Origin of the sequence: Neptuniibacter sp. CAU 1671 (genome assembly GCF_029222905.1) — a bacterium.
Classification (GTDB): Bacteria; Pseudomonadota; Gammaproteobacteria; order Pseudomonadales; family Balneatricaceae; genus Neptuniibacter.
Genome location: NZ_JARHUE010000001.1, coordinates 448,081 through 460,707 on the forward strand (window position 1 = coordinate 448,081; position 12,627 = coordinate 460,707).

Annotated in this window: 12 protein-coding genes; 8 read left to right on the forward strand and 4 right to left on the reverse strand. The window is 52.8% G+C overall.

Annotated elements, in window-relative coordinates; genetic code table 11:
- The first annotated feature begins 99 nt into the window (after positions 1-99).
- From P2G53_RS02105 to P2G53_RS02135, 8 genes are all read left to right on the forward strand, one after another.
- Complete coding sequence (locus P2G53_RS02105; protein WP_275813046.1) at positions 100-1,650, forward strand: LysM peptidoglycan-binding domain-containing protein; 1,551 nt, start codon at positions 100-102, stop codon at positions 1,648-1,650.
- Positions 1,651-1,666: 16 nt separating this feature from the next.
- Positions 1,667-1,915, forward strand: a complete 249-nt coding sequence (locus P2G53_RS02110) for a hypothetical protein (protein ID WP_275813049.1) — start codon at positions 1,667-1,669, stop codon at positions 1,913-1,915.
- 100 nt (positions 1,916-2,015) lie between these two features.
- On the forward strand, positions 2,016-3,875 hold the full coding sequence (locus tag P2G53_RS02115) for an extracellular solute-binding protein (protein WP_275813052.1): 1,860 nt from the start codon (positions 2,016-2,018) through the stop codon (positions 3,873-3,875).
- A 2-nt stretch (positions 3,876-3,877) separates the two neighbouring features.
- Positions 3,878-4,978, forward strand: a complete 1,101-nt coding sequence (locus P2G53_RS02120; RefSeq protein ID WP_275813055.1) for a microcin C ABC transporter permease YejB — start codon at positions 3,878-3,880, stop codon at positions 4,976-4,978.
- Between the two features lie 8 nt (positions 4,979-4,986).
- Entirely contained in the window at positions 4,987-6,015 is a 1,029-nt protein-coding gene (locus P2G53_RS02125; protein WP_275814077.1) for an ABC transporter permease, read from the forward strand.
- Positions 6,012-7,220 (forward strand): ATP-binding cassette domain-containing protein, encoded by a 1,209-nt coding sequence (locus tag P2G53_RS02130; protein WP_345799191.1) that lies wholly within the window; start codon positions 6,012-6,014, stop codon positions 7,218-7,220. The genes P2G53_RS02125 and P2G53_RS02130 overlap by 4 nt, the downstream gene beginning before the upstream one ends.
- On the forward strand, positions 7,217-7,609 hold the full coding sequence (locus tag P2G53_RS14090; protein ID WP_345799192.1) for an ATP-binding cassette domain-containing protein: 393 nt from the start codon (positions 7,217-7,219) through the stop codon (positions 7,607-7,609). The genes P2G53_RS02130 and P2G53_RS14090 overlap by 4 nt, the downstream gene beginning before the upstream one ends.
- Positions 7,610-7,814: 205 nt before the next feature.
- Entirely contained in the window at positions 7,815-9,113 is a 1,299-nt protein-coding gene (locus P2G53_RS02135) for an NAD(P)/FAD-dependent oxidoreductase (protein WP_275813058.1), read from the forward strand.
- 42 nt (positions 9,114-9,155) lie between these two features.
- Here P2G53_RS02135 and P2G53_RS02140 read toward each other — a convergent pair whose 3' ends face one another.
- From P2G53_RS02140 to dsbD, 4 genes are all read right to left on the reverse strand, one after another.
- Complete coding sequence (locus P2G53_RS02140) at positions 9,156-9,521, reverse strand: hemerythrin domain-containing protein (RefSeq protein ID WP_275813061.1); 366 nt, start codon at positions 9,519-9,521, stop codon at positions 9,156-9,158.
- Between the two features lie 91 nt (positions 9,522-9,612).
- Entirely contained in the window at positions 9,613-10,059 is a 447-nt protein-coding gene (locus tag P2G53_RS02145; RefSeq protein ID WP_275813064.1) for a paraquat-inducible protein A, read from the reverse strand.
- Positions 10,060-10,129: 70 nt separating this feature from the next.
- Complete coding sequence (locus tag P2G53_RS02150; RefSeq protein ID WP_275813067.1) at positions 10,130-10,456, reverse strand: hypothetical protein; 327 nt, start codon at positions 10,454-10,456, stop codon at positions 10,130-10,132.
- 18 nt (positions 10,457-10,474) lie between these two features.
- Entirely contained in the window at positions 10,475-12,325 is a 1,851-nt protein-coding gene (gene dsbD, locus P2G53_RS02155) for a protein-disulfide reductase DsbD (RefSeq protein WP_275813070.1), read from the reverse strand.
- Between the last annotated feature and the right edge of the window lie 302 nt (positions 12,326-12,627).

A 12,627-nucleotide genomic window follows, 5' to 3' on the forward strand; every position in this document is an offset into this window, starting at 1 on the left:
CGGATAACTCTACTTATAACAGCGAGTCGCATGCTTTCTATACCTTCACGATTTTCTGCCCTGCTTTTGGCGGGTTTCGTTCTTTCCGGTTGCCAGACGATGGTGCTGCAACCGGAACAAACCACCGACGCATCCCATCCGGCTGAGATCGATCCTGAAACATCACAGGTGATTGCAACCCGACCGAATATCAAGAAGGCAAGCCAGCAACCAACCGCAACACTCCCACAAGAAGAAACCACCTCTGACCTGTGGCAATTAACCCGCGCTCGACTGAATCTTGACCCTTCACTCGAGCAATCAAGGGTACAGCAACAACTTAACTGGTACCGCAAACACCCGCAGTATATGCACCGTACCCTCAGCCGTGCGGCACCCTATTATCACTACATACTGGAGCAGACAGCGGCACGAGGATTACCCGCCGAACTGGCTTTGCTGCCGATTGTAGAAAGCGCCTATGACCCATTTGCCTACTCTCATGGGCGTGCCGCCGGGGCCTGGCAATTTATCCCATCCACCGCTGAGCACTTCGGGCTGAAAAAAACCTGGTGGTACGATGGACGGCGCGACATCCTGGAATCCACCGATGCCGCCCTCAACTACCTGGAACAACTGAACCAGCGTTTTGAGGGTGACTGGCTACTGGCGCTGGCCGCTTACAATGCCGGTGGTGGTACCGTGTCACGCGCCATCCGCAAGAATAGTGAAAAAGGTCTGCCGACTGATTTCTGGTCACTCAAGCTACCAAAAGAAACCCAGAAATATGTGCCAAAACTCCTGGCTGTGGCTGAACTGTTACGACATCACGAACAGTACGACCTGACCCTGCCAGAGCTGCCTAACCAGGCCTATTTTGAGGTGGTTGAAACTGAGAGCCAGATCGATCTGGCCTGGGCCGCCAAGCTGGTCGACATGGAACTGGACGACCTTTACCGTTTAAACCCTGGCTTTAATCGCTGGGCCACCGACCCCAGCGGCCCTCATCGGTTGCTGATTCCGGTTGAAAAGTCCGCTCTGCTTAAAGCCGGACTGGCCGAGACTCCGCCAGAAAAACGCTTGAAATGGCAACGCTATACCATCCGTTCCGGTGACTCATTACTGTCCATCGCTAAACGATTCAATACCACGGTGGATGTTCTGCGTACCAGCAACAACCTGACCGGAAGTCGCATCAGAGCAGGCAAAACCCTGCTGATACCTTCCGCCAGTGAGCAGCCTGAAGCCTACGTACTCAGCCAAGTGCAGCGCCAGCAAAGCCGCCAGAACAGTGTTAAAGCCAGTGCCGCGCGGACCCATTATCATACGGTCCAGTCCGGCGATAACCTCTGGCAACTCGCCCGGACCTATAATGTGGATGTGAAATCTCTGGCACGCTGGAACAGCATGGCCCCCGGCGACACCCTTAAACTGGGAACCAAACTGATCATCGTCGCTGACAACAGCAGCCAATCTAGCGCCAGCGATCTGCGGGCCAAAAGCCGCAAGATTGGTTATCAGGTACGTTCAGGTGATTCACTGCATAAGATTGCCGGACGCTATAACGTCGCGGTCAATGATATTCTGCGCTGGAATAAACTGAGCGGGTCAGAGTATCTGCAGCCGGGTCAGCAGCTCACCCTCTATATCGATGTTCGTAAAGCACGTTAATCACAGGTAGATCCGGATGGACGCCCTCAGCATCTTTATCATTGTTGTCTCGGTTGTTCTCGCAATCGCTTTCAAATGGTTTCTGTTCAGCCGCATTCAGCAGTGGATGGATCAGGACCTTATTCGGGGGCTGTCTGAAGGCAATCCCGTCAAACACGAGTATCTACAGCAACACTACAGCCAATTGCGCAGTCGCAAGGTTAAGCGCCGCCAGTTGGCGCAGATACTGACTGACTTAGCCGCAGAATTTGAACAAAAACAGTAACCTGCTGTCTCTTTTCACTGTGGCAGCTGCTGGCGGTTCAGCCCGGCGCCTGATATAACAGTGTTTTCGCTGAAATCTCGAAGATAAGGAATTTCTCGCGATGCAATCGGTTCTCCGTTTTGTTGCCAAATCTGATGCTACCCCTGAAACACCCTGGCCAATGCGGCTCTTTTCAGGTATTTGCCTGCTTCTGATAATGAGCCTGCAGCCGGTCAGTGCAGCAACACCGCAGCATGGCATCGCAATGCACGGTGATCTCAAATACCCTGCCGACTTCACCCATTTCGATTACACCAACCCGGATGCGCCCAAGGGCGGCAAAGTTGTTCAGGCCTCTATTGGCACCTTTGACAGCTTTAACCCCTTTATCATCAAAGGCACGCCTGCGGATGATGTCGGCCTGATCTACGACAGCCTGCTGACCAAAGCGCAGGACGAGCCGTTTTCCCTCTACGGCTTACTGGCACAGTCACTGGAAGTCGCCGAAGACCGCAGCTGGATTATCTTCAACCTGCACAGCGAGGCGCGCTTCTCTGACGGCAAGCCCGTCACCGCAGACGATGTCGTGTTTACGTTCAATTTGCTGCGGGAACAGGGTGCGCCCTTCTATCGCGCTTATTATGCCGATATCGAGACGGTAGAAGCGTTAGCCCCACAACGGGTTAAATTCAGTTTCAAGCACAACCAGAATAAAGAACTGGCGCTGATCGTTGGCGAAGTCGGGATATTGCCCAAACACTATTGGCAGGACCGTGACTTTACCAAACCCGGTCTGGATATCCCTGTGGGATCAGGCCCCTACATTCTGGCCAGCTTTGATGCTGGGCGCAGCGTAACGTTTAAGCGAAACCCGGATTACTGGGGTGCTAACCTGCCTGTAAACCGTGGTCGTTACAACTTCGATACCCTTGTTTATGACTATTACCGCGACGGTACGGTAGCAATGGAAGCCTTTAAGGCCGGTGAATACGACTTCCGTCAGGAAAACAGTGCCAAGCGCTGGGCTACGGATTACACCGGGCAGGCGTTTGATAGCGGTGATATTCTGACTCAGGCCATTGAGCATAAAAATCCCACCGGCATGCAGGCTTTTGTCCTCAATCTTCGGCGCCCGCAGTTTCAGGATGCCCGGGTGCGTGAAGCCCTGAACATGGCATTTGATTTTGAGTGGACCAACAAAAACATTTTCCACGATGCCTATACCCGTACCCACAGCTATTTCTCCAATTCGGAAATGGCCGCCACAGAACTACCCACCCCGGAAGAGCTGAAGATCCTTGAACCTATTCGTGATCAGATCCCTGCCGAGGTATTTACTCAGGTGTATCGGGCTCCTGAAACTGATGGTAGCGGCCGCATCTACAAACAACTCAGAGAAGCGAAACGCCTGTTGCAGCAGGCCGGCTGGGAGTTCCGTGACGGCAAGCTGATCAACACAGAGACCAACGAGCCGTTTATTTTTGAAATGCTGCTGGTGCAGCCTGCATTTGAGCGGGTTGTCGCACCCTTTATCCGCAATCTGGAGCGTCTGGGCATTCAGGCCAGCATCCGGATTATTGACGTGTCTCAGTACATCAACCGACTGCGCAGTTTCGACTTTGATGTGATTGTCAGCAGTTTTGGCCAGTCCACTTCACCCGGCAATGAGCAGCGGGATTACTGGCACTCCTCGCTGGCCGACGAGCCAGGCAGCCGTAACATTATCGGGATTAAAAATCCCGCCGTGGATTATCTGATTGAACAGATCATCTCGGCACCGGATCGCAAACAGCTGGTCCTGCGCACACGCGCCATGGACCGTGTCTTGCAATGGAATCACTATGTGATCCCTCAATACCATATCAACAAATATCGGATCGCCTTCCGCTCCTTTATTCAGATGCCTCAAGTCCGGCCGGACTACAGCATCGGTTTTGATACCTGGTGGGCCGCCCCCACCCTCGGAGGGGACACTCAGTAATCATGACCGCCTACATACTGCGCCGGTTGCTGTTGATTATCCCCACTCTGCTGGGCATTCTGACCATCAACTTCATCATTGTTCAGGCCGCCCCGGGTGGCCCTGTGGAACAGGCAATCGCCCAGCTTGAAGGGCTTGATGTGGGCGCCACCGCACGTATCAGTGGTTCACAAACAGACCTCAGCAGCCAGGGCCCGGGCAGTAACGGTAGTAATGACAGCAATTACCGCGGTGCCCGCGGCCTGGACCCTGCGCTGGTGCAGGAGATAGAGGCGCTTTATGGATTCGACAAACCCGCCCATGAGCGCTTCTGGGATATGCTGAAAAGTTATGCCCAGTTCGATTTTGGCAAGAGCCTGTTCAGTGACAAATCCGTGGTCGAGCTGATCATCGAGAAGATTCCGGTCTCCATCACCCTCGGCTTATGGACCACCCTGATCACCTACATGATCTCGATCCCCTTGGGTATTCGCAAAGCAGTGCGCGACGGCACGCCTTTCGATATCTGGACCAGCAGCGCCATTATTGTCGGTTATGCGATCCCCAACTTCCTGTTCGCGATTCTACTGATTGTGGTGTTTGCAGGCGGTACCTGGCTGGACTGGTTCCCGCTTCGCGGCCTGACCTCGCCGGATTTTGACCAACTCACACTCTGGGGCAAGGTTGTCGATTATTTCTGGCATATCACCCTGCCGGTGCTGGCATCGGTCATCGGCAGTTTTGCCGCCCTGACCATGCTAACCAAAAACTCCTTTCTGGATGAGATCAACAAGCAATATGTACTGACCGCCCGCGCCAAAGGTCTGTCTGAAAATCAGGTGCTTTACGGTCATGTGTTCCGCAATGCCATGCTGATCATCATCGCCGGTATGCCCGCGGCACTGATCTCGATTTTCTTTACCGGCTCCATGCTGATTGAGGTCATTTTCTCGCTGGATGGGATCGGACTGCTGGGCTACGAAGCCGTGATCAACCGTGACTATCCGGTGATATTCGGCACCCTCTATATTTTTACCCTGATCGGCCTGTTGCTCAAACTCATCAGTGACATTACCTATGTCCTGGTAGACCCCCGCATCGATTTTGAGAGTCGGGAGCACTGAGCATGGCCATGAAGATGAGTCCCCTGAATCAACGTCGTATTGCTAATTTTCGTAACAACCGCCGCGGTTACTGGTCGTTGTGGATTTTTCTGGCGCTGTTTCTGCTGTCACTCTTTGCTGAGCTTCTGGCCAATGACCGACCTTTGCTGGTTAAATTTCAGGGCGATCTGTATTACCCGGTACTGACAGATTACACCGAACTCACCTTTGGCGGTGATTTTGAAAGCCCTCCTGATTACAAAGACCCGTATATTCAAGAGCTGATAAAAGAGAAAGGTCAGGGTTGGATTCTCTGGGCACCGATCCCTTTCAGCTATAACACCATCAATTATGATCTACCGATTCCGGCCCCCTCTCCACCGACACTGGAGAATCTGCTGGGTACCGATGATCAGGGCCGGGATGTGCTGGCCCGGGTAATTTATGGCTTTCGGATATCAGTATTGTTTGCAGTGGTGCTGACGCTGGCCAGTTCCGTCATCGGCATCATTGCCGGGGCTGTGCAGGGTTATTACGGCGGCAAGGTCGATCTGCTGTTTCAGCGCTTTATCGAGATCTGGTCCGGCCTGCCAGTGCTGTTCCTGCTGATCATTCTGGCCAGTGTTGTGGAACCAAATTTCTGGTGGCTATTGGGCATCATGCTGCTCTTCTCCTGGATGAATCTGGTGGATGTAGTGCGCGCCGAGTTTCTGCGCGGCCGCAACCTTGAATATGTGCGCGCAGCCCGCGCCCTGGGGTTGGGTAACCGCAGCATCATGTTCCGGCATATTCTGCCGAATGCCATGGTCGCCACCCTGACCTTTATGCCGTTTATTTTTAATGGCTCGCTCGTCACTTTGACTGCACTGGATTTTCTGGGGTTTGGCCTGCCGCCGGGTTCTCCATCACTGGGTGAACTGGTGGCTCAGGGCAAAACCAACCTGCATGCCCCCTGGCTTGGCATCACCGCTTTTGTGGTGCTTTCGCTGATGCTCAGCTTACTTATTTTTATTGGTGAGGCTGTCCGTGACGCCTTCGACCCAAGGAAAGTGCAATGACAGAGCCACTGCTTCAGGTAAATCATCTGGCCGTTGATTTTGTGCAGGGTGAGCGCACGGTGCACGCAGTAAAGGATGTCAGCTTCCAACTGCATAAAGGTGAGACGCTGGCGCTGGTAGGCGAATCAGGCTCCGGCAAATCGGTCACCGCCATGTCGATTCTGAAACTGCTGCCCTACCCAAAAGCACGGCATCCACAGGGCGAGATACTGTTTCAGGGGCAATCACTGCTGCCGCTGGAAGAAGCTCAGATGCGTCAACTGCGTGGGCGGAAAATCAGCGTTATCTTTCAGGAGCCGATGACCTCACTGAATCCGCTGCATACAATTGAAAAACAGATTGGCGAGGTCCTGTTCCTGCATCAGGGTCTGAATGCAAAAGCCGCTCGGGCCCGTATTATTGAACTGCTTGATCTTGTAGGCATTCCCGACCCGGTAAGCCGTCTGGGCAGTTACCCGCATCAACTGTCCGGCGGCCAGCGCCAGCGGGTAATGATCGCCATGGCACTGGCGAATAACCCGGAACTGCTGATTGCAGATGAACCCACCACGGCACTGGATGTGACCATTCAGGAGCAGATCCTGCAACTGCTGCAAGAACTGCAGGCAAAACTGGGCATGGCCGTGCTGCTAATCACCCATGATCTGAACATTGTGCGCCGCTATGCCCATCAGGTGTGCGTGATGTATCAGGGTGAACAGGTTGAATCTGCCGCCACAGCTCAGCTTTTTTCGGCACCACAACACCCCTACACTGTAAAACTGCTGGATGCGGAACCCTCTGGCGAAGCCCCTGCGCTGCCGGAGCAACAATACAGATTACTGCAGACCGAAGCCCTTAAAATCTGGTTCCCGATCAAACAGGGTCTGCTGCAACGAACGGTGGATCACTTCCGCGCGGTTAACCATGCAGACCTGATCCTGCATAAAGGCGAGACACTGGGCATTGTGGGCGAATCTGGCTCCGGCAAGACGACGTTGGCGCTGGCCATCCTGAAACTGATTCGCAGTGAAGGCAGAATTGTACTCGAGCAGACCGACCTGTCCGCCATGAGCCAGCGTGAAGTAAAACCGCTGCGGCGTAAAATGCAGATTGTGTTTCAGGACCCCTTCGGCAGTCTCAGTCCGCGCATGTCCATCGCCGAGATCATTGCAGAGGGCTTGAAATTCATTACCCGGAGCAACAAAGTCAGCATGACAAGATGATCTGCGAGGTACTGGCTGAGGTAGGCATCGACCCGGCAAGCCGATATCGCTACCCCCATGAATTTTCCGGCGGACAGCGCCAGCGTATCGCCATCGCACGGGCACTGGTATTGCAACCGGAACTGATCATTCTGGATGAGCCCACCTCTGCACTGGACAGAACCGTGCAAAAACAGATTATCGACCTGTTACGCCGCCTCCAGCAGACCCATCAGCTGAGTTATCTGTTTATCAGTCATGACCTGGCGGTGGTCCGAGCACTGAGCCATCGAGTCATCGTGATGCATCAGGGGGATGTGGTTGAACAGGGCACCACTGAGCAAATCTTCAATGCGCCACAACAGCCTTACACGCAAAAGCTGCTGCATGCTGCCTTCAGCAACAGCTAAAGCGAGAATTAAGCACCCACTTTAGGCTGTGCACCCATTAGACCGGTGAAGTCATTCTTTAGAGCAAAATTATCTAACAGCTATTTTTTTGCGTTAGAATACCACCTTAGTTTTACCCTGCCCGTTTGTGCGCTTGAGAATTATCGGACTGCCCTCCGCGCAGCTCACTTTGGTGGCCAGTCCCATGATTCTACGAGGTAACATAATGAACAACACGCCACATCACATCGTCGTGGTCGGCGGAGGAGCCGGTGGTCTGGAGCTGGCCACCCAGCTAGGCCATCGCTACCGCAAAAATGACCAGATCAATGTCACCCTGGTCGACAAAAAACGCTTCCATATCTGGAAACCGTTATTGCATGAGGTAGCCACAGGCTCACTGGATACCAACCTTGACGGTGTTGTGTATCACGCCCACGCAGCGAAACATCATTACGAGTTTCAGCTGGGCTGTTTCTGCGACCTCGACACCGATAATCAGACCATTACGCTGGCTGAAACCTTTGATGATCAGGGTGAACCGGTACTGCCTGAGCGCAAGTTGCCTTATGACACTCTGATCATGGCACTTGGCAGTGTCAGCAACGATTTCAATACTCCGGGTGTTAAAGATCACTGCTTCTTCCTGGACACCCCTGAGGAAGCAGAGCGTTTTCGTGAGGCCCTGCTGAATAACTTTATGCGCGTTAATCAACAGGATAACGGTGTACTGGATATTGCCATCGTCGGTGGCGGTGCAACCGGTGTTGAGTTGTCAGCAGAGTTGTACAACGTCACCGATATGCTGAAAGCCTATGGCATGAAACGTATGACTAATGATCAGTTGCGAATTACGCTGATTGAAGCCGGTCCGCGTATCCTGCCTGCGCTGCCTGACAATATCGCGCTGTCTGCCCTTAAAGCACTGGCTGAACTGGGTGTTACCGTCCGCTCGAATACGCTGATTAAATCGTCCACTAAAGATGGTTTTATCACCGCTGATGACGAACTGATCCCGGCTAAAATGCAGATCTGGGCTGCCGGGGTAAAAGCCCCCACCTTCCTTGCAGATCTGTACAAGTTTGAGCTCAACAAAGTTAACCAGATCATGGTTAAGTCGACTCTGCAGAGCACGCTGCATGAGAATATCTTTGTGATTGGCGATTGCTGCGCATGCCTGCAGCCAGACGGTACCTGGGTACCACCACGGGCACAGTCAGCGCACCAGATGGCCTCACTGGTACTGGAAAACATCCGCCGCCGGTTTGAAGACAAACCGCTGAAAGACTACCTGTACAGGGATCATGGCTCTTTGGTGAATCTGAGCCGCTACAGCACTGTAGGCAGCCTGATGGGTAACTTGAGTCGCAGCAGCATGTTTATTGAGGGACGTATTGCCCGCTTTGTGTACCTGTCGCTTTATCGTATGCACCAATTCGCGATACACGGCTGGGCCAAGGCACTGATGGTTATACTGGCCGAAAAAGTCGGCAAGGTAGTTCGGCCAAAGATGAAACTGCACTGAGCATTGCTGATACCGGCGTCCCAGACTACTGACGACGCCGGTCTATTTTGCCGCAGATGACCAGATAAACTCTTCCAGCTTTTTGTCGATCCGCATGATATGGCGGGTCAGCCACTCGGTCAGAAACTCCGATAATAACCGTCTCAGCTCCGCATCATAGGTATGATGCTCCTGCTGCATTCGCTTCAGTTCTTCACGAAATTTATTGTGTGCTGCTGTGTGCTGGTCGCACTCGGGGTATCCCAACTGCTGCATGTAAGCTTCTTCTAACGAGAAGTGGTGCTCAGCATATTCATATAAACGGCTGAATACTTCGGCATCGGCATGGTTGCACTTAATATCATCAATTAAGACAAACAGCCGCTGGTGCTGCTGATCCTGCCAGATCAGTTCACTGGTTTTACTCATTGGCTGCTCCTGTTGTTATTATAAAGCCCCAGTAAAACAGTTTCGCAGATTGTCAGAAATTCATCATTGATCCATATCAAGCAGGCTCGGTTCACTCTGGCGACGGCTGATGCAGTTTAACGACCACTCCGGTAAGCAACATGATCATCAGCACAGCCCCTGCAAAGAGATACAGGCCCGGATGCACTTCGATTGAAGCAAACGCACCGAGTTTGACCATCACCACCAGCACCGCCACTACCAGCACATCCAGCATCGCCCAACGGCCATAGTCATGCATCAGATATAGCAGACGTTTCAGACGTACAGTGCTGAGCCGACCATGATTAACCAGCCTGAAAAGCAAGCCCATCTTCAGCAGCGGCACACATACGCTGAACGCCAGCAATAACAGGCCAAGCAACAGGTTACCCCGCTCAAACAGACCGGAAATACCCGAGATCACCGAAAACGTATTATCAAATATCAGCAGTTGGGTCAGCGTCACCATGGGCAACCAAAGCCCTGCCAGCAACAGGCCCAGTGTCAGCAAAAGCAAAAAATTTAACACCAGCCGACGGCAATTCAGTCGTAGCAGCAACGCTGTAATCAATTGATAACCCTATGTATCAGGGTTCAAAGTGGTAGTAGGCACGGTTCAGATACGCTGCAACGTCCTCAACATCATCAGGAAACCAGCCTGCATCGAGATTGGTATTGCAGCGCTCAACCATTGCGACCAGCGATGGATAGGTTTTAATGATCCGGTTCTCGCGCTGATAAACCTTGGCTGAGTGACAGGTTTCACAGTTGGCATCCTTGAACGTCAAGCCGTTCAGCGTCATTTCAACGGAAACGCTGTTATAGAGTTGCTCGCCGTTATCTGCATCGGCAGCATAAGCCGGACCGCACAATAACGCGATCACCAACCAGGCGTTTTTAATAGATAGTTGCATCTGTAACCTCCGACAGCCTCAGCGCAATACGGCAATATGCTGGGTAAACTCCGCTGGTGACATCACCCCAACCACCGTTAGCTCAGGACGCAACGAGCCCTGTCCGTCATAAAAAATCAGCGCTGGAGGACCGATAACTTTGTATTGTTTGCTCAGCGCTTTCGCTTCCGCATCATTAGCGGTGACATCCACCTTGATCAAAGCATAGTTCTGCAAAGCCTGCTGCACCGAAGGATCGGAAAAAGTAAAGGTATCCAGTTCAACGCAGGCAACACACCAATCTGCATAGAAATCCAGCATCACCGGTTGTCCTGCCTGCTGTGCCTGAGCAAGCGCCTGTTCCAGTTCCGCCTGCGTGGTCAGTTTACGCATCGCCAGATTGCTGGAAGCCTGCGCAGAAACCGATGCAATTCCCTGCAGCGGGTAAAGCAGGTTTCTGCCACCAGACAAAGCCCCTACCATTAGTGCCGCGCCGTACAAAAAAATAACCAGACCAACCCCTTTTGCAAGGTGTTGTATCGCGTGGTCCTGTTTCTCGAGACGGTGAAATGAACCCATAAACACCGCAGTTACAATCAACACAATCGCCAGCAACCACATAGTCACCGCGGTTGGTACGATACGGTCCAGCATCCAGATCGCCAGCAACAGTAACGCCACACCAAAAGCGGCTTTCACCTTCTCCATCCACAACCCTGCATGGGGCAGCAGCTTACCGGCAGAAGCACCGATCAGTAACAACGGTGCCCCCATACCCATGCTCAGGAAAAACAGCGCCAGTCCACCCAGCACCGGGTCAGCCGCTTGTCCGATATAAATCAGCGCACCTGCCAGCGGTGCTGCGACACAGGGGCCCACAATCAAAGCGGACAACAGTCCCATAATAAACACACCGGTCACAGTACCGCCGTGCTGGCTGTTACTCAGGCGGCTCAGGCGACTCTGCAAACTACTCGGTAGCTGCAGTTCATAAAAACCAAACATGGAGAGTGAGAGCAGCACAAACACCAGGCTGAACAGGCTGATCACCCAGGGATTCTGGAACAGTGCCTGAATGTTTTCACCAAACATGCCCGCAACTACACCCGCCAGGGTGTAAGTCAGGGCCATGGCCAGCACATACACCAATGACAACATAAAACCGTGACGACCCGAGAGATGTTTACCCTGGCCGATAATGATGCTGGACAGGATGGGAATCATTGGGAATACGCAGGGGGTCAATGACAGCGCCAGACCCGCCACAAAAAAGGCACCCAGCGTCAGTAGCAGATTGCCGTTTTGAAGCAGAGCGGCAAACTGATCCTGTTCGCTGACAGGGGGCAAAGCAGTTAACGGAGCGCCGGTCTGGGGAGAGGCGACATTGTAGACGGGGCGAGTGGATGCGGCCGGTAAATCCGCAGGAATCTGACTAAGCTGGATCTCTTTGGTCACAGGCGGATAACAGATACCGCCCTCCCAGCATCCCTGATAGGTTACCTGTAACAGATCATCAACGGGCTCACCGGTGGTACTTTTCAGCAGTAACTCTACCTGCGCCCGGTTGTGGTAGACCCAGACCTGCCCAAACAGCGGGTCTTCCTTTAATTCAGCAGGGGCATTGGTTCGTTGCACAATCTCGCTGTGCTGCAAACCCTTGAACTCCATCCGGTCACGATAGAGGTAATAATCTGCCGGCATATCCCAATAAAGCGTCAGTACACCGCCTTCCTGGATGTGATTGAGGGTATAGGCTTTTTCGACTTCCAGCGGACCATCGGCACCCAGCCCACCCTGATCAAACAGACCCGCCGCAGCAGGCAGCACAGAGAAACACAAACACAATGTGATAAAGGCGCGCCAAAGCGGTTGAGTGAAACGATTAAACACTGACATTCCTTATGAAAGATCGGGATAGTTGATTGACCTGCAGTCCGCTCGCAAGTTCGGAACAGCCCCCGATATGATAAAGCAGATTATCCGATGCAGCATCCTGCAGGCTATTTTGCAGCACAGACTGGGGTTCGAAAAGGACGATACCCTACTTTAGTTACGTGCGTGAGCTGACTCGGATCAGACAAAGTGACAGTTTCACTTATGAATAGGGTTTTAGGCTTATAACAGCCGCATGATTGTGGTACAAAAGGCGTCTCCCTGATACAGAGGGATGTGTTCACAGCAGGATTGACAAG